The sequence below is a fragment of the Chryseobacterium luteum genome (assembly GCF_000737785.1).
Classification (GTDB): Bacteria; Bacteroidota; Bacteroidia; order Flavobacteriales; family Weeksellaceae; genus Chryseobacterium; species Chryseobacterium luteum.
Map to the genome: position 1 here is coordinate 294,955 of NZ_JPRO01000001.1, position 25,462 is coordinate 320,416.

At 37.1% G+C, this 25,462-nt stretch carries 30 protein-coding genes; 18 read left to right on the forward strand and 12 right to left on the reverse strand.

Annotated features, from left to right (window positions below; all coding sequences use genetic code 11):
• Nucleotides 1-57 precede the first annotated feature (57 nt).
• From IX38_RS23105 to IX38_RS01295, 4 genes are all read right to left on the reverse strand, one after another.
• The gene (locus IX38_RS23105; protein WP_051884379.1) at nt 58-876 is read right to left on the reverse strand and encodes a hypothetical protein; all 819 of its coding nucleotides are present in this window, start codon (nt 874-876) and stop codon (nt 58-60) included.
• Nucleotides 877-895: 19 nt separating this feature from the next.
• The gene (locus IX38_RS21810) at nt 896-1,714 is read right to left on the reverse strand and encodes a hypothetical protein (RefSeq protein WP_051884380.1); all 819 of its coding nucleotides are present in this window, start codon (nt 1,712-1,714) and stop codon (nt 896-898) included.
• 461 nt (nt 1,715-2,175) lie between these two features.
• On the reverse strand, nt 2,176-3,240 hold the full coding sequence (thiL, locus tag IX38_RS01290) for a thiamine-phosphate kinase (RefSeq protein ID WP_034701042.1): 1,065 nt from the start codon (nt 3,238-3,240) through the stop codon (nt 2,176-2,178).
• 76 nt (nt 3,241-3,316) lie between these two features.
• Nucleotides 3,317-3,811: an acyl-CoA thioesterase gene (locus IX38_RS01295; protein WP_034701043.1), complete on the reverse strand. Its 495-nt coding sequence runs from the start codon at nt 3,809-3,811 to the stop codon at nt 3,317-3,319.
• Nucleotides 3,812-3,924: 113 nt separating this feature from the next.
• Here IX38_RS01295 and IX38_RS01300 point away from each other — a divergent pair, with 113 nt between their 5' ends.
• Genes IX38_RS01300 through IX38_RS01315 form a run of 4 tightly spaced genes read left to right on the forward strand, consistent with a single transcriptional unit; the run spans nt 3,925 to nt 7,137 of the window.
• On the forward strand, nt 3,925-5,130 hold the full coding sequence (locus IX38_RS01300; protein ID WP_034701044.1) for a BaiN/RdsA family NAD(P)/FAD-dependent oxidoreductase: 1,206 nt from the start codon (nt 3,925-3,927) through the stop codon (nt 5,128-5,130).
• Nucleotides 5,131-5,160: 30 nt separating this feature from the next.
• A complete protein-coding gene (locus IX38_RS01305; protein ID WP_034701045.1) occupies nt 5,161-5,799 on the forward strand; it encodes a DUF2306 domain-containing protein in 639 nt (212 codons plus the stop codon).
• Nucleotides 5,796-6,713, forward strand: coding sequence for a YARHG domain-containing protein (locus IX38_RS01310; protein ID WP_034701046.1), 918 nt, complete (start codon nt 5,796-5,798; stop codon nt 6,711-6,713). The genes IX38_RS01305 and IX38_RS01310 overlap by 4 nt, the downstream gene beginning before the upstream one ends.
• Nucleotides 6,714-6,723: 10 nt before the next feature.
• Nucleotides 6,724-7,137, forward strand: a complete 414-nt coding sequence (locus IX38_RS01315) for an energy transducer TonB (RefSeq protein WP_034701047.1) — start codon at nt 6,724-6,726, stop codon at nt 7,135-7,137.
• Here IX38_RS01315 and IX38_RS01320 read toward each other — a convergent pair.
• The 3 genes from IX38_RS01320 to IX38_RS01330 all read right to left on the reverse strand — a co-directional run bounded on the left by IX38_RS01320 (nt 7,124) and on the right by IX38_RS01330 (nt 8,833).
• Nucleotides 7,124-7,525 carry a ribosomal maturation YjgA family protein gene (locus IX38_RS01320; protein ID WP_084680145.1) on the reverse strand — a complete coding sequence of 134 codons (402 nt, stop codon included), beginning with the start codon at nt 7,523-7,525 and terminating at the stop codon, nt 7,124-7,126. The two genes, IX38_RS01315 and IX38_RS01320, sit on opposite strands and share 14 nt — an antisense overlap.
• Before the next feature lie 150 nt (nt 7,526-7,675).
• Complete coding sequence (locus tag IX38_RS01325; protein WP_034701049.1) at nt 7,676-8,335, reverse strand: thioredoxin family protein; 660 nt, start codon at nt 8,333-8,335, stop codon at nt 7,676-7,678.
• Between the two features lie 9 nt (nt 8,336-8,344).
• Complete coding sequence (locus IX38_RS01330; RefSeq protein WP_034701050.1) at nt 8,345-8,833, reverse strand: TlpA family protein disulfide reductase; 489 nt, start codon at nt 8,831-8,833, stop codon at nt 8,345-8,347.
• Nucleotides 8,834-8,982: 149 nt separating this feature from the next.
• Here IX38_RS01330 and IX38_RS22535 point away from each other — a divergent pair, with 149 nt between their 5' ends.
• From IX38_RS22535 to IX38_RS22545, 3 genes are read left to right on the forward strand one after another with little or no spacing between them, the layout of a single operon-like run.
• Nucleotides 8,983-9,147, forward strand: coding sequence for a bacteriocin (locus IX38_RS22535; RefSeq protein WP_117585870.1), 165 nt, complete (start codon nt 8,983-8,985; stop codon nt 9,145-9,147).
• Nucleotides 9,148-9,176: 29 nt separating this feature from the next.
• Nucleotides 9,177-9,335, forward strand: coding sequence for a bacteriocin (locus IX38_RS22540; RefSeq protein ID WP_117585871.1), 159 nt, complete (start codon nt 9,177-9,179; stop codon nt 9,333-9,335).
• Nucleotides 9,336-9,388: 53 nt separating this feature from the next.
• Nucleotides 9,389-9,541, forward strand: coding sequence for a bacteriocin (locus tag IX38_RS22545; RefSeq protein WP_117585872.1), 153 nt, complete (start codon nt 9,389-9,391; stop codon nt 9,539-9,541).
• A 26-nt stretch (nt 9,542-9,567) separates the two neighbouring features.
• Here IX38_RS22545 and mutS read toward each other — a convergent pair whose 3' ends face one another.
• From mutS to IX38_RS22820, 3 genes are all read right to left on the reverse strand, one after another.
• Entirely contained in the window at nt 9,568-12,156 is a 2,589-nt protein-coding gene (gene mutS, locus IX38_RS01335) for a DNA mismatch repair protein MutS (protein ID WP_034701051.1), read from the reverse strand.
• Between the two features lie 167 nt (nt 12,157-12,323).
• Nucleotides 12,324-13,202 carry a cupin-like domain-containing protein gene (locus tag IX38_RS01340; protein ID WP_034701052.1) on the reverse strand — a complete coding sequence of 293 codons (879 nt, stop codon included), beginning with the start codon at nt 13,200-13,202 and terminating at the stop codon, nt 12,324-12,326.
• 87 nt (nt 13,203-13,289) lie between these two features.
• Nucleotides 13,290-13,454 (reverse strand): hypothetical protein, encoded by a 165-nt coding sequence (locus tag IX38_RS22820; protein ID WP_165570686.1) that lies wholly within the window; start codon nt 13,452-13,454, stop codon nt 13,290-13,292.
• Between the two features lie 107 nt (nt 13,455-13,561).
• Here IX38_RS22820 and IX38_RS01350 point away from each other — a divergent pair, with 107 nt between their 5' ends.
• Nucleotides 13,562-14,443 carry a bestrophin family protein gene (locus IX38_RS01350; RefSeq protein ID WP_034701054.1) on the forward strand — a complete coding sequence of 294 codons (882 nt, stop codon included), beginning with the start codon at nt 13,562-13,564 and terminating at the stop codon, nt 14,441-14,443.
• Between the two features lie 8 nt (nt 14,444-14,451).
• On the opposite strand, the gene IX38_RS01355 is transcribed toward IX38_RS01350, so the two are convergent.
• Nucleotides 14,452-15,051, reverse strand: a complete 600-nt coding sequence (locus IX38_RS01355; RefSeq protein WP_034701055.1) for a hypothetical protein — start codon at nt 15,049-15,051, stop codon at nt 14,452-14,454.
• A 55-nt stretch (nt 15,052-15,106) separates the two neighbouring features.
• Here IX38_RS01355 and IX38_RS01360 point away from each other — a divergent pair, with 55 nt between their 5' ends.
• From IX38_RS01360 to IX38_RS01395, 8 genes are all read left to right on the forward strand, one after another.
• Nucleotides 15,107-15,727 carry a toxin-antitoxin system YwqK family antitoxin gene (locus IX38_RS01360; protein ID WP_051884381.1) on the forward strand — a complete coding sequence of 207 codons (621 nt, stop codon included), beginning with the start codon at nt 15,107-15,109 and terminating at the stop codon, nt 15,725-15,727.
• A 5-nt stretch (nt 15,728-15,732) separates the two neighbouring features.
• Nucleotides 15,733-16,263: an RNA methyltransferase gene (locus IX38_RS01365; protein WP_034701056.1), complete on the forward strand. Its 531-nt coding sequence runs from the start codon at nt 15,733-15,735 to the stop codon at nt 16,261-16,263.
• Between the two features lie 187 nt (nt 16,264-16,450).
• Nucleotides 16,451-17,101 (forward strand): CBS domain-containing protein, encoded by a 651-nt coding sequence (locus IX38_RS01370; protein WP_034701057.1) that lies wholly within the window; start codon nt 16,451-16,453, stop codon nt 17,099-17,101.
• A gap of 1 nt (nt 17,102) precedes the next feature.
• A complete protein-coding gene (locus IX38_RS01375) occupies nt 17,103-17,969 on the forward strand; it encodes an NAD kinase (RefSeq protein ID WP_034701058.1) in 867 nt (288 codons plus the stop codon).
• A 71-nt stretch (nt 17,970-18,040) separates the two neighbouring features.
• Nucleotides 18,041-19,111, forward strand: coding sequence for a class II fructose-bisphosphate aldolase (fbaA, locus tag IX38_RS01380; RefSeq protein WP_034701059.1), 1,071 nt, complete (start codon nt 18,041-18,043; stop codon nt 19,109-19,111).
• A gap of 91 nt (nt 19,112-19,202) precedes the next feature.
• Entirely contained in the window at nt 19,203-20,057 is an 855-nt protein-coding gene (accD, locus tag IX38_RS01385; protein ID WP_034701060.1) for an acetyl-CoA carboxylase, carboxyltransferase subunit beta, read from the forward strand.
• A gap of 54 nt (nt 20,058-20,111) precedes the next feature.
• Nucleotides 20,112-20,618 (forward strand): DUF6973 domain-containing protein, encoded by a 507-nt coding sequence (locus IX38_RS01390; protein WP_034701061.1) that lies wholly within the window; start codon nt 20,112-20,114, stop codon nt 20,616-20,618.
• An 84-nt stretch (nt 20,619-20,702) separates the two neighbouring features.
• Nucleotides 20,703-21,452 carry a ThiF family adenylyltransferase gene (locus tag IX38_RS01395; RefSeq protein ID WP_034701062.1) on the forward strand — a complete coding sequence of 250 codons (750 nt, stop codon included), beginning with the start codon at nt 20,703-20,705 and terminating at the stop codon, nt 21,450-21,452.
• A 1-nt stretch (nt 21,453) separates the two neighbouring features.
• Here the strand turns inward: IX38_RS01395 and IX38_RS01400 are convergent, their stop codons facing one another.
• Nucleotides 21,454-22,212, reverse strand: a complete 759-nt coding sequence (locus IX38_RS01400; RefSeq protein ID WP_034701063.1) for a response regulator transcription factor — start codon at nt 22,210-22,212, stop codon at nt 21,454-21,456.
• 123 nt (nt 22,213-22,335) lie between these two features.
• On the opposite strand from IX38_RS01400, the gene IX38_RS01405 reads away from it, so the two are divergent.
• Together IX38_RS01405 and IX38_RS01410 are read left to right on the forward strand one after the other, a co-directional pair.
• Complete coding sequence (locus tag IX38_RS01405; RefSeq protein WP_034701064.1) at nt 22,336-23,001, forward strand: N-acyl amino acid synthase FeeM domain-containing protein; 666 nt, start codon at nt 22,336-22,338, stop codon at nt 22,999-23,001.
• 36 nt (nt 23,002-23,037) lie between these two features.
• Nucleotides 23,038-25,416 (forward strand): TonB-dependent receptor, encoded by a 2,379-nt coding sequence (locus IX38_RS01410; protein WP_051884383.1) that lies wholly within the window; start codon nt 23,038-23,040, stop codon nt 25,414-25,416.
• Nucleotides 25,417-25,462: the final 46 nt, after the last annotated feature.

The following is a 25,462-nucleotide window of genomic DNA, read 5'->3' on the forward strand; positions in this document are numbered from 1 at the left end:
GATATATTACGATGACATTAATCTGTATTCCCAGATTAATGTCATCAATTTATCATTCTATTTCTTGAGTAATTCTATTGTTTTCTTGAGTTCCTTGTTTTCTTCTCCCAGCTGCTTAAAATCTTTATTAAGCTGGATAACATATAAGGTTAGTTCTTCTATTTTTTCAAGAAGTTTTGCATCCATTTCACCTAAATTGATTCCATTTTTCATAACCTCCTGGGCGGATGGAATATTAGGTAAATGACCCTTTTCTTCAATATGTTTTTCAACTGATTCTAAACTATTAAGTTTATAATCTTTCTTGAATACATAATCTGCCCATCCGTTTGCAGAGGCAATGTCTACTTTTACTTTCTCAGTTCTGATACCATTTTGGATAAAAACCCGATAATCATTGCAATCTGAACAACTAGGGTATTGACTATAATTTCCAATAAGCAATTTCCCGTTTGCTTTTAACGAGAACATACCTTCCCAAACTCCTGGTGCAGTGGGTCCAGTAATATCTAAAACTCCCGGATTATTTGGCTGATATTGGGTATAATTTAGCCAAACTAAAGAAGCACCACTGCCAATATTAGTCCCCGTATTTCTAACTTGAAAAGTGTCACTATCAATGCTGGATAAAAACTGACTTCGTCCTTGCGCCCTGAAAGCAATATTGGGATCAGGACTCATGCCAACTCCAATATTACCGTTAGAATTAATTCTAATTCTTTCAGTATTATTGGTTTTCATAACTAAGTCTTTATTATCTGTTGTCCCTATAAAATCTGTTACTGGATTGGTTCCTGTATTTCCCTGAATATTCCAAGATTGGGAAAAACAAAAATGGGACAATGACACTAAGGTAAATAATAGTATTTTTTTCATAGTATATCTGTTTTTAATTTTATTGGGTCAGGATACCTTTTTCTCTAAGTTCATTATTTTCTTCCTCCAGCTTTTTAACATCTTTATTGAGTTTAATCACATATAATGTGAGTTCCTCTATTTTTTCAAGAAGTTTTGCATCCATTTCTCCTAAATTGATTCCGTTTTTCACAACCTCCTGTGCTGACGGAATATTAGGTAAATGCCCTTTTTCTTCAATATGCTTTTCAACTTCAGACAATGGCAGAAGTTTATAGTTTTTATTGAAAACATAATCTGCCCATCCATTCGCTGAGGCAATATCCACTTTTATTTTTTCCGTTCTAATCCCTTCTTGGACAAACAATCTATAACCACTACAGTCACTGCAGTTATTAAGTGTAAAATTAAATCTAAGTCCCATAAATATTTTTCCATTGGATCTTACTGACATAACTGGTTTAGACCAGTCTCCTGCTGATGGGGGCGTAGAAATAGAAAACAAGCCTGTATCATTAGGCTGATATGCAGAGCTTATCCATACTAGATCAGAACCGGCATCCATTTGTGCCTGATTAAATATCTGAAATCCGTCAGAAACAGTATTGGTGTTAAATTGTATCCTTCCAAATGTTTTTAAAGTCAAACTCGGATCTGGTGCCGCCAAAATTTCAACATTCCCAACAGAATTAACTCTAATACGTTCAGTATTATTAGTTTTAAAAACCAAATCCTGAGCATCTTTTGTTCCCAGAAAGTTCGTTGCAGAATTGGTTCCCAGATTCCCCTGCACATCCCAGGATTGAGAAAAATAAAAATGGGAAAATGATGCTAAAGTAAATAATAGAATTTTTTTCATAAATGATAATGTATATGCGTTTATTCTTCAAAGAATGCGTGAATTCTCAATTCATAGAAAAAGACCTGTTTCTGTGAATATTGACTATTTATGAACCCAACATGCTCATTCAAATAATCTTTGAATAAATAAAAATGAACTGTCAGTAGTTACTAAAAGCTGTTAATTCTTGGTAGTTTATATTTCCTGAAATAGAAAAAAGGAATAGAAAGATTTCTCAACAGAAATGAGTATATTTTTTTTCATAGTTGTGTGTTTTTTGTTTGTGTTTTTTTCTTTGAAGTCGATACAAATATATAAAACTTCTCCGTCCAGAGAAAAATAATTTCAAAAATTAATATTCAATGCATAATAAATTTCATTAAAAATATTATTATGTTAACAAAATTAAAAAAGTAAAACAAAAACCACCGCATTTTTTGCAGTGGTTTTTTACTATATTCATAATTAACTATAAGTCTCTATCCATTTTGTTGATTGCTTAAAAAAGCATCCCACCCCTGTGCAGTAAGGGGAACCAACTGATTGGATCCTCTTGCAACCATATAATTGCTCTCTTCATTTTCTACGGCATGGCCAATGATCGTAAAATCCGGATGATTTTTAATTTTATCAAAATCATTCGGTGAAATGGTGAACAGAAGTTCATAATCTTCACCACCGCTCAGGGCCGTCATTACAGGATTAAGGTTCATTTCATCTGCTGTGGAGATCGTAAGGCTGTCCATTGGGATCTTCTCTTCATACAGCCTGAATCCGGTTTTTGACTGATCAGAAAGGTGAAGGATTTCAGACGCAAGACCGTCAGAAATATCGATCATGGAAGTTGGCTTGATATCCAATTCTTCCAGGATTGTTTTCACGTCTGTTCTCGCTTCCGGCTTAAGCTGTCTTTCCAAAATATAATCATAACCTTCCATTTCAGGCTGCATATCAGGATTTGCAAGGAAAACAGCATGTTCTCTTTCAAGGATCTGAAGTCCCATGTAAGCACCACCGAGATCTCCGCTTACTACCAGAAGGTCATTCGGTTTTGCTCCGCTTCTTTTTACAATATTTTCTTCATCTTCTATTCCTATTGCGGTAATGCTCATCACCAGTCCGGAATTTGAGCTCGTGGTATCTCCACCAATAAGATCAACCTTGTACCTTGCACACGCAGCTTGAATTCCGGAATAAATTTCTTCCAAAGCTTCCACCGGAAAACGGCTGGAAACAGCCAGGGAAACTAAGATCTGGGTAGGTACAGCGTTCATGGCCGCAACATCGCTCAGGTTCACCACTACCGCTTTGTATCCTAAATGTTTTAAAGGAACATAGCCCAAATTAAAGTGAACACCTTCTGCAAGGACATCCGTTGTAAGAACAACTTTTTTATTTCCTGGGTTGATAACTGCCGCATCATCTCCCACTCCAAGTTCCGAAGACTCGTTGGAAAGTGGAAAGTGTTCTGTCAAATGCTTTATAAGCCCGAATTCTCCTAATTTGGAGATGGGGGTCAATTCCTCTGATTTATCTTCAAACATAATTTCTTTTGTATTAATGTCCAGTTTAAAATGTATTTATGATTTTAAAATCATATCTAAAACATCAAACGTTGAACTATTTAGTGAATTCTGCCGGATCCACATTATCCGGACGGAAAGGAAGTTTTTTGAAATCTTCTCTGGTCATCACGATGGTTTCAGGGCTTTTATATTTATTCATTGCTTCTACCACATCATCCGGTGGAGTGGTCATTTTTCTCAGCATCATATCAATCCATACTCCTGTAGCTTCTGCTGTAGCACAGTGTACTCCATCCGGGGTATAGAATTTATGGAGAAATCTGTAGATGGAAGAATCTTCTGAACATCCATCGATCTCCAGGCTTACAATAACCGTTTGGTCTGCATAGATTTCTTTGAAGAAAGAGTACCTTTCATGCATGATCACCGGTCCGATTCCCCATCGGCTTAACTGGGTAACTCCCATTTTTTCTTTGGTCATAAAGGCCATTCTGGACTGCGCACAGTACTGTACATATGATGAATTGGCTAAGTGCTTGTTGGCATCAAGATCACTCCAGCGTACTTCGAATTTATGGTAAAAAATCATGTAAAAGTTGTTTTTAGTATGATTAAATTATATTCTTCAAAATTACTCAAATAAGATGGTTTATAAAAATTGTACTTTTGAAAAAATAATCTTCAGCATAGGATTACCAATACATGAAACAGATCATCATTATCGGAGGCGGTGCGGCAGGCTTTTTCTGCGCATCGAATCTTGACGAAAAAAAATACAGTATCACCATCCTGGAGCAGAACTCGGATGTGCTTCAGAAGGTGAAAATTTCCGGAGGAGGCCGTTGCAATGTAACACATGCATGCTTTGACCCGAGGGAACTGGTTCAGTTTTACCCAAGAGGCAACAAAGAATTAGTCAGTGTTTTCACTAAATTTCAGCCGGGCGACACCATGGAATGGTTTGATCAGCGCAATGTGCCCCTGAAAATAGAAAATGACAACCGTGTTTTTCCGGAAAGCAATTCTTCACAGACGATTATCAATACTTTACTGAATGAAATTCAAAATAAAAAGGTAGAGGTCAAAACAAAATGTTCCGTTAAAGAAATTGAGAAGCAGGCCGAAAAATACCTGGTAAAAACAAGTTTAGGTGACTTTGAGGCAGATTATATCGTTTATACGACCGGAAGTTCCCCGAAATCACTGAAGATCGTTGAAAACCTGGGCCATAAGATCGTGGATCTTGTTCCCTCTCTTTTTACATTCAATATTAAAGATGAACTGTTGCAGGATATTCCCGGAACCAGCTTTGAAAATGCAGAAATCTCTATTCCTGCCTTAAAAACAGAAGAAAACGGACCTTTGCTGATCACACACTGGGGCCTTTCCGGACCTGCCGTTCTGAAGATTTCAGCGTGGGAAGCGATAAGTCTGGCAAAATCAAAATATAATTTTGAAATTGAAGTAAATTTTATTTCAAAATCTATGGATGAGGCTGAAGAAATTTTCCATAATTTTAAACAGTCAAATCCCAAGAAAACGATCGGACAGGCGAAGATCTTTGACATTACCAACCGATTCTGGCAGAAAATATTGGATGTTTCACAGGTTGATCTTAATAAACAGATCTCCAATATTTCATCCAAAGAAATGCAGAAGATCCTGGAAAATCTGTGCAGAAAGAAACTGAAAGTTACAGGAAAATCCACTTTTAAAGATGAGTTTGTAACCGCCGGAGGGATTGATTTAAAGGAAATTAACTTCAAAAACATGTCTTCCAAGCTTCTTCCGAATTTCCACATTGCAGGTGAAGTTCTGAACATTGATGCTGTAACGGGAGGCTTTAATTTCCAGGCGTGCTGGAGTGAAGCGTGGCTTATTGCACAACATTTAAACAGTTTATCATGAGGAAAATGTCAGCCGATTTGAATAAATAAAATGCTTACAGCTAAAAAACATATCCCCTTTTTTCTAAAAACCCTTTTGATTTTAGGGTTTGGATATTTCTTTTGGCTGATGCTTAAGATTACCCTTGAATACATTCCTTTCAATCCGAATGTTAGTTTTCTGATGATCAAACAGACAGAAGTTCAGCACAGGCCGGAATATCTTTCTTTTTTTTACACGCATGTGTATACCAGTATTTTTGTGCTGTTTTCAGGATTTCTGGCTATTCTCAGAAAAGATTTCGGTTTGAAAAACTTTCACAGGAATATTGGTAAGGTCTATATTTTTTTAATTCTAGTTCTTGCCGCACCGTCAGGGATCTACATGGGATTTTTTGCTAACGGAGGCTTTTTATCCAGGATTTCGTTCGTTATTTTAGGTTCTTTATGGTGGTTTACTACCTACAAAGCTTACCAATCTGCAAGACAAAAAAGGTTTAAAGACCACAAGCAGTGGATGTGGCGAAGTTTTGCGCTTACTTTATCTGCCCTCACCTTACGGATCTGGAAAGTTATTATCGTATATTTATTCCACCCAAATCCTATGGATGTGTACCAGATCATCGCATGGCTGGGCTGGATTCCCAATATCCTTTTGATTGAATATTTAATTGCAAAAAAACATATATGAAAATTCTAAATTACACTATTGCTTCTTTACTGGCTGTTTCGCTGCTGAGCTGTAAGAAGGACGGAAAAATGAATGAAACGGAAAAGGATTCTGTGGTTGCTAAAAAAGATTCCGCAGCCGTTCCGGAGATTTATAAAGAATATTACGGAATTTATACCGGAGATTTCGCCGGAAAAGAAATGATCACTTCGGAAGATGGTGAGCAATATGAGGATTTCGTGAATAAGAAAATTTCTCTGAAGATCAATAGAATAACAAAAGACAGCGTTTACGGACAAAGTATTGTCAGTGGAAATCAGCGCCCTTTCAGAGGAGTTTTTAATGAAAGTACGAAATCTTTAGTATTGGATGAACCCGGAAATGATAAAACAGACGGCAGGTTTGAAATAAAATTAAGCGGTGACAGCATCACTGGAAAATGGAATGCTTTTAATAAAACCGCAGTAAAGTCACCTTTAAAAACGATTAAACTTTCAAAAAAAGAGTTTGTATATAATCCGAATTTTATGCTGGATAAAGATTCTGATCTGGTAGACTGGTCGAATCCAAAGGATTTTGTGGAAAAATATACAGATGAAGAAACGGGAAAAACTGAAAGCTATACTACATCTAAAAACAGAGTGGCTTCTGAAGCCATTTTTAAAATAAACGCTTCCAAGCAGAAACTTACGGAAAAGGAGCTTAAAAATTTACGGAAAATAGATCTTGAGATCATCAAAAATTCTGTTTTTGCAAGACACGGCTATTCTTTTAAAAAGGAAACTTACAGGTATTTCTTTGAGCAGACTGACTGGTATATTCCTGTTTCAAATAATGTAGATAAGGAGCTTTCACCGATGGAAAAGGATAACGCTGCCCTGCTGAACCGCTTTATCAAATATGCAGAGGACAAATACGACAGTTTCGGAAGGTAATTTTTAAGCTATGAAAAAAAACCTGTTATTTATCCCATTATTCTGGGCTGTGTCTGTTGCTGCCCAGAAGGATTCAACTGCTGTTCCTGCTGTAGATCCTACAGTACGCACTGAAGCTATGCCAACTAAAATTGCTGAGTTCCCCGACGGACATCAGGCTTTTGTAAAGGAAATACTAAAGTATTTTCATACCTCAGCACTGGTAAAAGCTGACATTATGAAGGCCAAAGCTGTTGCCACTTTTATCGTAGATACAGACGGAAGTATGGTAGATATCAAAATAGAATCCTATGAATATAAAATGGTGAAAGATGAATTTCTGAGAACTCTGAAAATGATCAAAACCAAATGGATTCCCGCAGAAAACAATGGCAAAAAAATCAGAAGCTTAATGAGACAGCCTCTTACATTCAGTCTACAATAGTCTGTTCCTTTTTTTCCGAATGGGTCAACTTCAGCCAAAGGAAAAGCAGCAGACATCCTGCAGCGTAGCACAGAATATCTATCCAAGAAAAAGAGTTTCCAATAACAATATACATCAGGCTTCCAGGACGGAAGCCTAGTTTTTCTGCGACAGTAAAATATTGAGCAAATTCTACAAGACAGGAAAAAACTAAAATTCCGAGGATAAGCTTTTTATCATCCATCTTTACAAAGCTTTTGACAAAGGTATATAGAAGCATAACGACTATAACATCGCCAAGATAGGCCCTGACAAAGAAAATATGTGCCAGTTTTGTTGCGATCAGGACTTCTACAAGAAAAATGACAATGGTAAGAAGAAAATATTTAAGGTTGAATTGTAATTTCATTTCTATAGTGTTTTGGCTAAAGCCCTTTTATGATTCATTATGTACGCGGGCTAAAGCCCGCTCCCTTTGATCTGATACAGCATTATTTTAAGCTATAAAAAATCGGCATTCAATGAACACCGATCCTGTATAAATTCTAAGGCAAATATATTATTTCTTTACTTTTATTGTGCATCCTATGGCCACTGTTTTTGTTGTTTTTACAGGTTCTCCTTTAATCAGAGCATTTATAGCATCCTGAGCGTAATATTCGGATACATCATTCGGATCTTCGTAATTGTTGTCGATGGCACCGATATATTTCACGATATTCTTTCCGTTTTCTTTCTGCAGGACAAAAACATGGGGTGTCTTAGTAGCTCCGTAAAGCGGATAGACCTTCTGCCCTTCATCTACAAGATAGGGAAAGGTAAAGCCTTTCTCCTTTGCTCTTTCGATCATCTGTTTGTAGCCGTCTTCGGGCTGTACGTTCGGATCATTCGGATTAACGGCAATAACCGGATAGCCCTGATCTTTGAATTTCTTATCCAGCTCTACAATCCTGTCTTCGTATTTTTTTGCATAGGGACAATGATTGCAGGTAAATACGACTATAAATCCTTTAGCGCTCTTAAAATCGCTTAAAGAAACCATTTTACCGTCAATATTCTTCAGCTTAAAATCAGCGGCTTCATCTCCCACTTTATAACCTTTTACAGCAGCAGACCCATTTATTTTCTGAGAACCGTATGATGTATGATGTGTTGTTGTAAAGCTTAAAAGTCCGAGCCCGGCAATGAGCACTGCTATTAAAATTTTTAGATTTTTCATATGATATTTTTATTTTAATTCGTTGTTGATGGTCTTTTCCAGGTCTTGTTTGCTCATTTCGCCATCGTTGAAATGTACTTTTCCGCCGTTTTTATAAAAAATGGTTACAGGAATATTTCCGTCCCAATTCTTTTCAAATCTCGGGATCCATGTATTCATTCTTTTGATGTCGTCCAGCAGGATCACTTCGGCGGTCAGATTTTTATTTTTGATAAATTTAATTACCCTTTCTTTATCCACCAGCCTGTCCAGTGAAACCAAAATCATTTTAAATTTTGGATCATCCTTATATTTATTATTGACCTCCATAAAATGCGGCAGCTCTTTCACACAAGGTGCGCAGGTTGTAGCCCAGAAGTTGACCACCAGCAGCTTATCACGATCCTTCTGAATATGTTTTTCAAGGTCTTCATATTTCATAACGGGAACTTTTGTCTCCTGAGCACACAAGGCTGAAAAGGACACAAGAAGGATGAATATATTTAATAAATTCTTCATGCTTAAAATTAGTAAATGCTTTCCTTTTCTTTAAGTATCAATCTGTTAAACTTTGTTAATGGTTTTCATTTTTTTAAAATTTTTTATCACCAACAATAGAATTATATAAAAATAAAATGTAAATTAGCTATAACCAAACTAAAATTATTATGAAAAAATCAAATCTTCAACCAAGAAAACTTTCAAAGAAAGAATTGAAAGAGATCAGTGGAGGCTTCAGACCTGTATGTCCCAGGGTTGTAAGCTGTATTGATCCGGAAACCGGAGTAGAATTGTACGGCGTTTATGGCATTCAGGATGGATACTGCTGTTAAGAATTTAAGTTAACTTACAAATAATAGGTATGAAAAATTCAAACTTCCAAAGCAGAAAACTCACTAAAAAGGAGTTAAAAGAGATCAACGGAGGTGCTTCATGCGCTGAAGGTCTGTGCAAACTCAGAGGGGTACCCAGCCATTTCATGATCATCGGACCGAGAGGCAGTGACGGATACTGCTGTTAACAGAGAAAACTTTGTACAAAGATCATTTTAAAACCTAATTAAAAATATTTAACATGAAAACAAATCTTCAAAAAAGAAAATTGACAAAAAAAGAATTAAAAGAAATTAATGGCGGTAACGGACCAACCTGTGTTACAACTTGTTTTTGTAACAACGACGGAGAGCTGTACATAGGAGCTTGTACCGCAAAGGGAGTTTGTTGCTAACAGTATAAATGAAAAAAATGATTGGATTAACCTCCAATCATTTTTTTTATCGAATTAAGCTTCATCAAAGCTTCAATAGGTGTCAAAGTATTGATATCTATTTTAGTAAGCTCTTCACGGATATTTTCAAGGACAGGATCATCCAGCTGGAAAAAAGAGAGCTGCATATTTTCTTCCGTTACCCTTTTGATGCTTTCAGAAGTACCTGTACTCTGTGTACGGCTGGCTTCAAGGGTTTTCAGGATCTCATTCGCCCTGTTGACTACTTTTGCGGGCATTCCTGCCAGTTTTGCCACATGAATACCAAAACTGTGTTCGCTTCCTCCCGGAATCAGCTTCCTCAAGAAGATAATATTTCCCTTATTTTCCTGAATGGAAACGTGGAAGTTTTTCACTCTTTCAAAATTAACCGTCATTTCGTTCAACTCATGATAGTGCGTTGCAAATAGCGTTTTAGCCTGTGTAGGATGTTGGTGAAGGTATTCTGCAATAGCCCAGGCAATGGAAACCCCGTCATAGGTAGACGTTCCTCTTCCTATCTCATCAAGAAGAATCAGGCTGCGCTCCGATATATTGTTCAGGATATTCGCAGCTTCATTCATCTCTACCATAAAAGTAGATTCACCGGCAGAAATATTGTCGGTCGCTCCTACCCTTGTGAAAATTTTATCCAAAATCCCGATTTCAGCATGTTTTGCAGGAACAAAGCTTCCAATTTGAGCCAAAAGACACACAATAGCTGTCTGGCGAAGGATTGCCGATTTACCGGCCATGTTGGGTCCTGTCACCATGATGATCTGTTGGGAATCTTTGTCTAAAAAGATATCGTTCGGGATATATTTTTCCCCTAAAGGAAGTGCATTTTCAATGATCGGATGCCTTGCTTCTCTAAGATCAATGGCATACCCCTGATTAAGAACGGGCTTTGTATAGCTCTCTGAAACGGCAAGTTCAGACAGCCCTGCAGCCACATCAAGCTGTGCTATGATATTGGAATTCCCCTGGATCTGATCCATATAAACCATTGCTTCAGCACATACATTCCTATACAGCTCGTTTTCCAGCACGCCTATCTTTTCCTCGGCTCCAAGGATCTGACTTTCATATTCTTTCAGCTCTTCGGTAATATAACGTTCCGCATTCACAAGCGTCTGTTTTCTTAACCAATCGGCTGGGACTTTATCTTTATGGGCATTCCTTACTTCTATATAATATCCGAAAACATTATTAAAATCAATTTTAAGACTTGAAATTCCCGTTCTTTCTATTTCTCTCTGGCACATTTCATCCAGGAAACCACGGCCTTTGCTCTGAAGATTCCTCAATCGGTCGAGCTCTTCCGAAATATTTTCCTTAATTATATTCCCTTTGGAAATATTTACCGGAAGCTCTTCATTGAGGTGATTCTGCAAGAATTTGATCAGCTCATCCATATCAAACAATGGTTCCAGCCAGGCCAGAACATCGGCATGTGGATGGAGCAAAGCTTTTATCTGATGAATATTGATAAGACTCTGACGCAGATATCCCAATTCTTTTGGTGAAATCTTTTCCGCAGCCAGTTTGCCCATCAACCTGTCCAGATCAGAGATGGATTTCAGCAGCTGGCAGATTTCATATTTCAGCTGGTCATTTTCATTCAGGAAATCAATCAGCGAAAGTCTTCTCATGATCTCGTCCACTGATTTCAAAGGGAGAATAATCCTTCTCCTCAATAGCCTACCACCCATCGGGGTAGAGGTTTTATCAATAATATCCAGCAGCGATTTTCCCTGTGGATTGCTAGGATAAACAATTTCGAGGTTTCTTAAGGTAAAATTGTCCATCATCAGATAATCTTCCTGTGGAATGATCTGAAGTTTTGTGATATGGGCCAGCAGATTGTGATGGGTATCTTCCACCAGGTAAGCAAAAATGGCTCCGGCAGCCGTAATGGCCAGCGGAAGATTTTCAATACCGAAACCTTTTAAAGAATTCGTTTTAAAATGGGAAGTCAGTTTTTCGTAGGCAAAATTATACTGGAAAGCCCAGTCTTCAAGCTTAAAGGCACTTTTATTTTTAAGCTGTTCCGGCAACTGAACACTTCTCTGATAAACAATTTCGCTTGGATCAAAAGTATTGATGATATGAAGTATCTTTTCCAGGCTTCCTTCGCTCACTAAAAACTCACCGGTAGAGACATCCACCATCGCGATTCCATACTTTTCTTTTTCCTTGTGCAGAGAAAGAAGGAAGTTATTCTTTTTTGAATTTAATACTTGGTCGTTGAATGTAACTCCCGGTGTCACAAGCTCTGTAACCCCTCTTTTTACAATCCCTTTGACCGTTTTCGGATCTTCCAGCTGATCGCAGATGGCTACTCTCATTCCGGCTCTTACCAGCTTTGGAAGGTAAGAATCCACTGAATGGTGTGGAAATCCTGCCAGCTCTATATGCCCCTCTCCATTAGCTCTTTTGGTAAGAACAATACCCAGAATCTGAGATGTTCTCACGGCATCCTGACCGAATGTTTCATAAAAGTCTCCAACCCTGAACAACAGCAGTGCATCAGGGTATTTAGCCTTGATGGTATTGTACTGTGTCATTAACGGGGTTTCCTTCTTGGTTTTTGCCATAATAAAAAATGAGCCCCAAATTTAAATAAAATAAATTCAGGGTTTGAAATTGTGATGAAATTAATCTTGTTATGGTGAGCAAATGGAGTTTATACGGAAGTTCATTAAGTTTTAAGAATCGAGAACAGGAAGTATAAACTTACAGCTTTGTATTCAGGCTTCCAGATCTATCTTCCCGATTTCATCTTTTTTCCAAAAGCCTCCATCCCTTTCTCATAAGCCCATTTCTGCTTGTAATTCACCCATTTAGCTTTAAACAGCTTACGAAGAAACTTATCTGTGTATCTCATGATAAAAACATGGTACATCATATTGGCAAAAACATTTGGTTTATTGGGCAGAGCTCTGAGCGACATAGAAAATCCAGGTTCCAGGTACCTGTTGAAGTGCCAGAATGCCCCCGGAATGAAAAGGGCATCACCATGTTCCATAAAAATTTCATAGCCTTTTGCATATTGTAAGGCGGGAAACTTCTCATAATCAGGATTTTCATAATCTATATCGTAAACCGTATGTACGGAAAGCGGCACTTTATATAAAAAGGCAGATTGTTTTTGATCAAATAGCAGGATTCTCTTTTTTCCTTCAAAATGAATATGAAGAAAATCTCCGAGATCCACATCGTAATGCATCAGCACATGGGCCTCACTTCCGCCAAAGAAAAGAGTTGGAAGCCGCTTAAAAAACCTGATCCCAAGGTCAGGATATGTAAAATTTTTCAGAAGTTCCGGAAGCCGGTCTGTGATGATGTAGAAAAAAATACGCAGATCCGAAGGTCCACTTTTGATCCGGTCTATATAATCCCTCATCTTCATATTCGCCACAGGAGCGTCTGAACTTTTGGAAGCATCAGCCGGTTTATTATCATACAGCGGCACATCCTGATCACCTGCTTTCTCACGGATATAGGCAAGATTCCATTTATCAAAAGCCTCCCACCTGCCCGCAAAGTTTTTGATCAGAAGCGGCTTATGTTTTTTAAAATACTTCTTCTGAAAATCTTCTTTACTGATATCGTTAACTACATCTACGTTTTCGAGGATCATCTTCTTTGTTATTTAATGCGAAATAAAAATAGTGTTTTTTTGAAATCTGTGAAAATTAAAAATAGATACAGTTTATCATTAGCCTATTCAGCTTAAGGCATAAAACAAAAAAGAAAGTACCCCTCCTACAATAAAAACCACACATCCCTGTGGGTTTTTAGATCTTCTTTTACCTCTTCCAAAAGTATTTACATAATGCCCACTCACCCATTTTCCATTCTTTTTAAAATGTCCTTTTCTATAATATCCCATTTTATTTTTTATTACAAAGAAACAGTATGGGCTGGAATCAATTTTATGGGTTCCCATAAAGCAGAGCTCAAATGAAAAAATTATATTTGTAAGACCAAGTGAATATAATGAGAGCCTACAATACCAAACATTTCCTGAAGATCCTTTTCAGTATGCACAAAAGCGATACCATGAAGATCCTTTTTCCGACGATGCTGCTGGTGGGGTTTTATTCCTGGGGAATCCAGTATCTGGAAGTGGAATACCTTCATCTTACCACAAAATCCAGGGTAAGTAATGTTGGAATGATCCATTCCCTTTTAGGCTTTGTTCTTTCACTGCTGTTGGTTTTCAGAACGAATACAGCCTACGACAGATGGTGGGAAGGCAGAAAGCTTTGGGGGAAGCTGGTGAATGATACCAGAAATTTTGCCGTAAAGATCAATGCTATTTTGGGTGACAACCGGCAGGATGCAGAACAGATTGCAAGGTATCTGAAGTATTTTCCGCATTTCTTAGCCAAGCATCTTTCACAGGAATCCACAAGACTGGCTTTGGATGAAGACTATTCCGAAATTGAAAAATCACTGAAACATCACGGCCCAAGTGAAATTGTAATTCTTTTGACCCATAAACTCAATCAGCTGAAAAAAGAAGGTAAGATATCAGATCTCGAGATGCTGTATCTTGACACTCAGCTTTCCGGGTTTCTGGATGTGTGCGGTGGCTGCGAGAGAATTAAAAATACACCTATTCCCTATTCCTATTCTTCGTTTGTTAAGAAATTTATCATCTTATATGTACTGGCACTTCCGGTTGCCTATGTGATTACGATCGGACTTCTGATGATTCCTCTTACTGTATTTGTCTATTATGTCCTGATGAGCCTGGAACTCATTGCCGAGGAAATTGAAGATCCTTTTAATAATGATGAAAACGATATTCCGATGGAAGCACTGGCTCAGAATATTGAGAAAAGTGTTCATCAAATTATGGGTTTAAAAAAGTAAAATCAACCCTAAAGGTTGATTTCTTTCAGTTCTCCGTCCTGTTTTATTTCTACAAACTTACTTTCCCGGTTTCCGGCAGAATAGCCATAGAAAAATGTCTGATATATTGGCGTGGAATACAGATATCCTCCGTAAGCATTGTAAGCATCCGACTGCCCGGTTTGTTTCTGATAACTTGCTGTTGCCGTGAAGTTAACGATCGTTTCGAGATAATATTTTCCCGGCTTTAATTTCTCAAATTTAAATCGTCCGTGGTCGTCCGTCAAAACTTCGATTCTGTATTTGAACGCTTCCTCAGACATATAAACCGTTGTTTTCTTATTCTCGTACTTTTTCCTCATTTTGTAAAATTCATCAAAATAAGGTGTTACAGGAAAAAGCAGCACAACAGTTCCTTTCGGTGCGTAATGCTTTTCACCAAGAAGAGGCTTTATTCCCCAATTATTTTTCTGTTTGGTAGAAGCAATGCCTTCAATGGTAGATTTTCCGTAACCGATCATGTCCTGAGCCAGCTTTTTATCAAAGAAAGCTTGCGGGTAATAGGTATTCTGTGCCTGTAAAAATATAAAAGCAAATACCAACAGCAGTAAAGCAGATGTTTTTTTCATGTTAATATTTTAAGTCAAATATAAGTATTTTACTATTTTTGAAATAAAAAAATCTATGAAATACTTTTTTCTGCTGTTAATGACCGCGTCATCGTGGGCCATCGCACAAAAACCATGCGGATTCAAAGACGGGCTGCAGGAAGGAACCTGCAAAGCTTTCTATGATAACGGGCAGCTAAAACAGACTCTCGAATGGAGAAAAGGGAAAGTTGACGGGGATGCTGTTTATTATTATGAAAACGGGAAAATCCAGGCCAAGGGTGAATACAAAAAGGACTTTAAGGTAAAAGAATGGTCTTATTATGACAAAAATGGTGTCCTTACTTCAAAAGAGGTCTTCAGAAACGGGGACAAAAATATCTATGACAACAGCTTTACGGCTACTTTCTACACCCCTTCCGGAGCAGTGGCGGAAATTTCCAATTATAAATTTGCTAAATTACAAGGTGAAAGCAAAACTTTCTACGAAAACGGGAAATCGGTAAAGCAGATCGGGCAATATGAAAACGGGCTTGCTGTCGGAAAATGGAAAGTATTTTATCCGTCAGGAAAAGTACAGCGCGAAACAGAATTTGCCAACGATAAATGGAACGGAACCCGCGTGCATTACCGCGAAGACGGAAGCGTTGAAAAGACAGAGATCTACAGAGACGGAAAATTAATCTCAACAAAATAAAAAAATTGGTACAGAAACTAAAACTGGAAGAGCTTAACAGAATAGATGTGGAAACATTTAAAAAGGTTGAGAAAATTCCATTGGTCATTATTTTAGATAATTTAAGGAGCATGCACAATGTGGGGGCATCTTTCAGGACAGCCGACGCTTTTCTTATTGAAAAGATCATCCTTTGCGGTATTACACCACAGCCGCCACACCGCGAGATCCACAAAGCAGCACTCGGAGCTACGGAAAGTGTGGATTGGAGCCACGAAAGCGACATCAATGTGGCTATTAGCGATTATAAAGGCCGTGGATATGAGATTATCGGAATCGAACAGACCACAGACAGCCAAATGATCACTGATTTCAGTATTGATAATTCAAAAAAATATGCGTTGATCTTAGGAAATGAAGTGGAAGGAATCAGTGACGAGGCTCTTCCGAATATTGACACATTTCTTGAAATCCCACAGCTCGGAACAAAACACTCCCTGAACGTAAGTGTATGCGGCGGAATTGTGATGTGGGAATTCGCAAAAGCCCTAAAATAAAAAAACTGCATATGTCCTTAAAAGACAGTGCAGTTTGAAATAAATCTAATAAAAAGTAAAAATGAAAGGCGACAAAGATACCTTTTTTTTCTTTACGGACAAATTTTAACATCGCTTTTTTTATTTTCTTCTAAAAAAAGTGATGGTTTGAGAAAAAGTTTCATTTAATTTTTTATAAATTAGCACAATGTTTATCAAGGATTATATCTCAAAAGACTTTCCGTGTTTTAGCCTGACTGACTCAATAGAATCAGCGAGGGATACATTAGAGGATTTTGGCTATTCTCATATTTTCATTAAAAAATCCCATCACTTTTACGGAGCTATTGCAAAGGATTTTCTTTACGAAGGCGACGGGATATTAAAGGATCTTGAACACCAGATCGAGCGGTTTGCCATCCTGGAAGATAATAATATCATGGACAGCATCCGTCTTTTCTATACGTTCAATGCCAATGTGATTCCGGTGATCAATAAAAATGAAAAGTATCTTGGGTATATCACCTGTGAAGATATTTTCCAGAATTTCTCCCGCTATCCACTGTTTTCAGAAACCGGAGCCATCCTTACGATAGAAACACCGGCCAGGAAATATTCGATGACGGAAATCGCCAATATCGTGGAAAGCAACAATTCGAAATTCTATGGAGGATTCATCACATCCATGTCTGATGAAATGATCCAAATAACCATCAAGATCAGCAATGAAAACCTATCCTCGATAGATGCCACTTTTGACCGGTATGATTACAGAATTGTTCAAAAATACTATTCGGATGAAAAATCAGATCTGTTTAATGACCGGTTCGGGTTTTTCCAAAAATTCATAGAAATATAACATGAAGGCAGCCATATATTCTCAGAAAAAAGACCTCGATACTTTTTTATATTTAAGCAAGTTTATTTCAGAACTTGAAACCAGAGGCGTAAAATCTGTTCTGTATGATGAAATGGCTGAAGCGCTTCAGTTCTCAAAGATATTTGAAACATTCAACAGCAAGCAGGACCTTCTGGATAAAGAAGTAGACCTTTTCTTTACTTTCGGGGGCGACGGAACGATCGTGAATTCATTAACCTTCATTGAAGATCTTGAAATCCCGATTGTAGGCGTAAATACCGGAAGATTAGGGTTTTTGGCCAGCTTTACCAAAGAAGAAGCATTCAAAGAACTTGACGCGATTTTAAAAGGCGATGTCAAAACAAGCCGCCGTGCCGTTATTGAGGTTGTGTCTCCGAAATCTGGTGATTTTTTCCCATATGCACTGAATGACGTCACCATATCAAGAAAAGAAACAACCTCAATGATCACGGTAGATTCGTATATCAATGACGAATTTCTCAATGTATTCTGGGGTGATGGTGTTATTGTTTCCACGCCTACTGGATCTACCGCTTATTCTTTAAGCTGTGGCGGACCGATTATCTCTCCGAACAACGAAAATTTTGTCATTACTCCTATTGCTCCCCACAATCTGAATGTGAGACCTTTGGTGGTAAATGACAAAGTAGAAATAAAATTTAAAGTAGAAAGCAGAGTACCACAGTATTCTCTTTCTCTGGACTCCAGGCTGGTCCATATAGAAACCGACAAAGAAATTATCATCAAAAAGGCCAGTTTTCAAATTCTTCTGGTACAGCCTAACCATTTAAGTTTCTACGAAACAATCCGTCAGAAGCTGCTTTGGGGAAGGGACAAAAGAAATTAGTAATTCCTCAAAAATGATTACCTTTACAGGAATTTTAAAAACGCCTAATAATTTAAAATAAAAAGTAAAACATGAGCAGAATTTTTCCGGCAGGAGTTGCCACAGGTCAATTAGTTACTGATATTTTTCAGTATGCCAAAGAAAACAAATTTGCACTGCCTGCAGTAAACGTAATTGGTTCAAGCAATGTAAATGCTGTTATGGAAACTGCAGCGAAATTAAACTCTCCTGTAATTGTCCAGTTTTCAAATGGCGGAGCTGCATTCAACGCAGGGAAAGGATTAAGCAATGACGGACAGAAATCAGCTATTTTAGGAGCTATCGCCGGAGCAAAACATATCCACACACTGGCAGAAGCTTATGGAGCAACTGTTATTTTACACACAGACCACTGCGCTAAGAAATTATTGCCATGGATCGACGGACTGATGGATGCTAACGAAGAATTCTTCAAGCAAACCGGAAAGTCTCTTTATTCTTCTCATATGCTTGATCTTTCTGAAGAGCCTTTGGAAGAAAACATCGAAATTTCTTCTCAGTATTTCGAAAGAATGGCTAAGCTTAAGATGACTCTTGAAGTGGAAATCGGGGTTACAGGCGGTGAAGAAGACGGTGTAGACAATTCAGACGTTGACAACTCAAAATTATATACCCAGCCGGAAGACGTAGCTTATACTTATGAAAAATTAAAGGCTATTTCTGAAAACTTTACCATTGCTGCTGCTTTCGGTAACGTACACGGAGTTTACAAGCCAGGAAACGTGGTTCTTACCCCGAAAATCCTTGACAATTCCCAGAAATATGTTCAGGAGAAATTCGGAACAGCTGACAAGCCGGTTAACTTTGTATTCCACGGAGGTTCCGGATCTACTTTAGAGGAGATCAGAGAGGCTATCGAGTACGGAGTTATCAAAATGAATATTGACACTGACCTTCAGTTCGCTTACACGGAAGGTATTAGAGATTATATGGTTAACAATATTGATTATTTAAGAGCTCAAATCGGAAACCCTGAAGGAGAAGAAAAACCTAACAAGAAATTCTATGACCCGAGAGTTTGGGTAAGAAAAGGTGAGGAAACGTTCTCTGCAAGACTGGTTAAAGCGTTTGAAGACTTAAATAACGTAAATACGCTTAAATAAATTTAAATAAAAGATAAAAGATGTATGAAAGCGGTTTAAAAATCACTTATCATTCATCTTTTATCTTTTATCATACATCAATTATATAGATATGGCATTCGACTGGTTTAAAAGAAAAGCAAAAAACATTACCACCTCCACTGATGAAAAAAAGGATGTGCCCAAAGGTCTTTGGCATCAGACTCCATCAGGAAAAATAGTGGAGCATGATGAATTGAGAAGAAACAGCTATGTTTCTCCTGAAGACGGATTTCACGTAAGAATAGGAAGTGCTGAATTTTTTGAGATCCTTTTCGATGAGGGTAAGTTCACTGAAATGGATGCCAATGTTGAAAGTATTGACATCTTAAATTTCAAGGATACAAAGCCTTATAAAGACCGTTTAAAAGAGGTAAGAGCCAAAACAAAACTTACAGACTCCATCAGAAATGCAGTAGGAACCGTAAAAGGAACTGAAATGGTTGTTTCATGTATGGATTTTGCCTTCATCGGCGGATCTTTAGGTTCTGTAATGGGAGAAAAGATCAGGAGAGCGGTAGATTACTGTATCGCCAACAAGCTTCCGTACATGATCATCTGCCAGTCCGGAGGAGCAAGAATGCAGGAAGCAACTTACTCCCTGATGCAGCTTGCCAAAGTTCAGGCTAAGCTTGCCCAGCTTTCTGAAGCGGGACTTTTGTACATCGCTTACCTTTGTGACCCTACTTTTGGAGGCATTACAGCTTCTTTCGCTATGACAGCAGATATTATCATGGCTGAACCGGGAGCACTAATCGGTTTTGCAGGTCCAAGAGTAATCCGTGAGACGATCGGAAGAGATCTTCCGGAAGGTTTCCAGACCTCTGAATTCCTACAGGAAAAAGGATTTGTAGATTTCATCGTAAAAAGAACTGACATTAAAGATACAGTAGCCAAAACAGTCAATTTATTGGCTGTAAACCCTTAAGATCTGTAACAAAAACTATACGGTCTCTCTCTAATTAGGGAGAGATTTTTATTTATGAGGACTTTTAAGATATTTTTTAACACCATCCGAAGCATGAGCCTGAAAAAGATCATGCGTCTTTTATCACTCCTTCTTCCCCATCCTCTTTTTGCTTTATTAAGCTTTTATGCAACGGCTCAGGCTTTCGCCATTGCCCAGAAAATGTTTCCCGAAACAGCTTCCAACAACGGTATTGGAAATGCTTTCAGACATGCTTTGTGGTGCTGCTTCATCATGATGTACTGCTGCAAGGTATCTTCTCCGGAAAAAGCTTTGGATTTCTGCAAAAGACTTACGGATATGCATGAAGAACTGTTTCCCAACAAGCCTTTGGAAACCAAAATGGATCTTCACAACAATAAGATCGGCATGGATTATTTCATGGAACTGCTTCCGGGAATCCACCGCCAGTTTTTTGAGAAAGGCTTTTTTATCGACAGCCTGGCTAAAAAAATGGATGATGCAAAAGTTTTGAAAAATCTGGATGATGATTTTGAAGGGTATCTGGTTTATCTGGATTGATATGAGTATATTGTAATGTATTTTCATAATTCAGCGGTAAAAAAATTCGCCAGTTGGATGATGATGACGCAAAACTAATATACCATGAACGAAAGATACTCAAGAAACAGGCTTTATATAAGCCCGGAAGAACAACGCATTATCAAAAACTACCCCATATTATTAGCAGGAAGTGGAATCGGAAGCAACATTGCTGAATGTGCTTTACGTTTCGGTTTTGAAAATATCACGCTTATAGATGGCGATATCATAGAGGTTTCAAACCTGAACCGACAAAATTATACTAATGAAGATGTTTCCTTGTACAAGGCTGAGTCTTTATATAATCGTCTTAAGAGTATTAATCCGGAAGCTAATATTCGATACATTAATGATTTTATAACTGAAGAAAACTTAGACCAGGTTCTTGACAATATTTCCATTGCTTTTAATGCACTGGATTTTACTTCCAATATCCCTATTCTGTTTGATAGGGCCTGCCAGGAAAAAAAGATTACTGTTTTACACCCTTACAACCTAGGATGGGGCGGCCTGGTTACCACTATAACACCGGATAGTCAGAATTTAGAAACCCTGGGAGACGAAAACAATATTAACGAATTAAATGTTGTGATATCAGCCTCTCAATACTTAAAAAAATCCGGTAAAAATATGGACTGGCTTGATACAATAATAATGAATTACAAGGAAGAAGAAGAGTTACTGCCCCCTCCACAGCTCGCTGTCGGGTCATGGCTTGTCGCCGGAATATGTACTACTCTTCTATATAAAATTGCTACAGGGAAAAGCTTCAGACAATTTCCGGAATTTTATTTCACCTCTATTATGGAATAGTTTACAACAATTTGTTATTGGTGGCATATGACAGTGCCTCTGTAATATTCTGAACATTGATTTTGTCAAAAAGCTTCCTCCTGTGGAATTTAACAGTATCCGGTGTCAGATATATTTTTTCAGCTATTTCGTTGATCGTTAAACCCTGGGCATACAGGAATAAAATTTCTGTTTCTCTTTCTGTAAGCTTTATTTTAGTACTCTTTACCCATTCATTTTGTGAAAGGTTGAATTTCCATATCTCATCACTTCCATCCTTCAATATCTCAATATTGCCAGATTTATTATTTTGAGAAAGGGATACAATACACATAGCTTTCCAGATTTTCCCTTCATTGGTTAAAAAAAGGGGAGTAAGCTTATGATTGATCAAAATGTTTTTTTTGCTGTCTTTTACCAAATGAAAATCATAAGAAATAATGTGCTTTTTTCTTTCTTCAACAGGAATGTTTTCATAAAAATTAAATCCTACTTCATTTATTCTGAGTAACAACTCCAGATCGTCCGGTTTCACGTGCTTAAAGTAAAAAGCGTAACCCAGCTGTTGAACTTCACCCGGAGAATGCCCGCACAAGAACAATGGATTATCTGAAACATATTCAAATGTTTTTTTCTGATAATCTATAATGTAAACGCTTTTATAGGTTATTCTGGAAAATGCCTTTACAGACTCCAGATAATCAAAAGTCTGCAACAGTTCATTTTGTGATAAGTTATGCACTGTGTTTTTTTCCGAAAAGAATTTATCAATATCACTCATTTTTTAGTAAAAAATGTCCCACTACACAAAAGTGTAGTTTTAAAAATTCAATAACAAATCTACACAAAAGTGTAGCAGAAACCTATTCAAAACGGAATAAATTTATTTAAAATAACTAAAACCATGAAAAATATTAAACTATCTGTTTTGAATCAATCTGATTTAGAACAGCTTGCGAGATTTGTTGTTGAAGAGAATTTTTCACACCATGATGAAAAAACATCTGATATTCAAAGCATTATGAACAAAGAAATAAAGTACATTCATGATGAAGAATTACGCTTTTCCAATTCAAAGGTTCTGATTGCTAAAAATTATGACAACGAAATTATTGGATCCATCAGAACTCTAAGATGGAACCATAGTGACATCCTTCCTATCGAAAAAATGTTTTCCATTAACCTCAAAGATCTTATTAATACTAACCATTATGAGATCTGGCATATTGGAAGATTTGCTATAAAAAAAGATCCCGATGAAATGGGTATCCGTCTGTTCAAAATGCTGATGGCCCACGCCATTAGTGATGTTTGCAAAAACAATAAGGCCATTGCAATTGCAGAATGTGACGTAAAACTATTAAGAACCCTTAAAGTACTTGGTATTGAAGCCATTGCCATTACTACTTCCATTCACTATTTGGGTTCTGAAACAGTGCCGGTAATTCTTACCTATCCGGGATTGAAAAATTTCCTTGATAAGCACAGGCACCTTCTGTGCAGCAGCAGTGAACAACTACACCAAGGTGTAGTTTTACCTAATCACCAACAATACTACACTTTTGTGTAGCATCAAAAAAAAACTGAGTTTCTAACTTTGATTTCAATGAAGAAAAATATATTAATTCTTTTCAAAATTATTATTCTTTTTACAGGAATAATCATAAACGGACAAAGTGTAACCGGGAAGCTGATAAGTTCTCAACAGTCAGGAATTGATTATGCAGAAGTTTCTTTAAGCCAGGAAAAAGCGCGATTCTCCGGCATTAGTGATGAGAAAGGAAATTTCTTCATTAGGGTTCCTCAAAATGGAAATTATAAGTTATCAGTATTGAAAGATGGAAAATTAATCTATGAAAAAGATCTGGAAATTATAAATGATATTAAGGAAAAGATAACAATTGACAATAAAGAGGTTTCGATTCAGGAAATTAACGTTTCAAGAAAGAAAAAACTGATTGAAAGAAAAGTTGACAGACTTGTTTTCAATGTTGAAAATTCAATTTCAGCCACAGGTGGGGATGCAATGGATGCTTTAAACATAACACCAGGCCTATTTGTTCAAAATAATAAGATTTCAATGATAGGAAAAAGCAGTATGGCTATAATGGTTAATGACCGGATACTCAATCTTTCGGGTGATGATCTTGCCAATTTTCTGAAAAATATCCGAACCGAAGATATCAAATCAATAGAAGTGATAACGAGCCCCCCTTCTAAGTATGACGCACAGGGAAACAGCGGACTTATTAATATCATTACAAAAAACGCAAAGACAGATTCTTATAATGGGAATGTAAGGCTCACATTAACACAATCTAAAAGATTAAGCTCAAATACAGGAACAGGATTTAATTATAACAGAGGCAAGCTTACATTCACATCAAGTGTAAACTATGGAAACGGCAGTCAGGAGCCTTATCAAAAGTATACACTTGAATATCCGAACTATACATGGAAAGAAGAAAACGTTAAAAGAAGCTATATAAACAATTTTGGAGGCCGGTTCACTATTGATTACAAAATCAATGATAAAGTAAGAATCGGGGGCGAATACTCAGGTTCTGTGAGCAATCCGCTGATCAAATCACAAAACAGTTCTTCCATATTTAATACTTCTCAAATATTGGACTCTCTGATCCAAAATAACTCAAGAATTGAGATTAATCGACATTCAAATGCATTTAATTTATATTCTGTTATCAAATTAGATACAATAGGTCGTAAAATAAGTTATGATTTTGATTACCTGAATTTTAGCACAAGTGCATTGAATAATTTTAATAGCAATTCTTACTTTTCAGATCATACATTGAAGCCGGAAAACTATTTTTCAGCCAGGAACAGCAGTAACCTTGATGTAAATATAATTACATCCAGATTGGATTTTGACTACCCAACACAATGGGCCAAGCTGAATTTTGGAGCAAAACTCACTTTTATTAATAACGAAAGTAATGTTTCTTTTTTCAATACCACACTTGGCATTTCTGAACCTGATCCTTCAAAGTCCAATAGTTTTGAATACAAAGAAAACACACAGGCATTATACATTTCCGGCTCAAAAAAGCTCAGTGACAAAATAGAGGTTCAGCTGGGATTCCGAGGAGAGAATACGCAAACGGAGGGAAATTCGGTTACTCTTTCTCAAAAAAATAAAAATGAATATTTTATGCTGTTTCCTACATTCAACATAAGCTATTCTTTTAAAGAGAATAAGTCTCTTGGCCTCAACTATAACAGGAGAATTAACAGACCTACATATAATAACCTGAATCCCTTCAGATTTTATAGTACATCTTTTAATTATGCTGAAGGTAATCCGTTTCTAAGTGCCTATACAACCGATAATATAGAACTCTCTTATTTATATAAGAATTCATATACCATGCTTTATGCAAGTTTTATTAATGATGCGATTGATCAGGTTACCTTTGTAAGTCCGGAGTCTCCCATCCAGCGTGTGATTCCTACCAACGCCTATAACCAGTATAATGTAGGGATTTACCAGGGTTATAGTTTTAGCCTGAACCGGTGGGAAAGCAATAATAATCTTTCGGTGTACTATACAAGATCCCGTTCCAATATCCCGGAATTGAAGAGCAGCAGTGCTTTCTCCGGCAGTTTTAAAACAGTTAATTCTGTGATTCTGGATAAGGATAAAAAATACCGGGCAGAAGTTTCTTTCTTATATAGATTACCTTCTTTGGCAGGAAGTTATGAGCTATCAAGTTTTAGCCAATTAAATCTTGGATTTAAAACAAGTTTATTTAAACAGAAACTCAATGTAACTATTGAAGCTGTTGATATTTTAAAAACCAACAAACAAACTTTTACTCAAACCGTCAACAATATCAGACAGAGTAATTATGACTATGCAGACATTAGACGAATAAACCTCACTTTGGTTTATGGCTTCGGTCAGAAACTGGATCTATACAGAAAAAAGGAGGTAAACACCGAGGAAAAACAAAGAATAAATTAAGATTTAACAACTTTCCATGTTTATAATTTTAGCAATTATCAGCAGG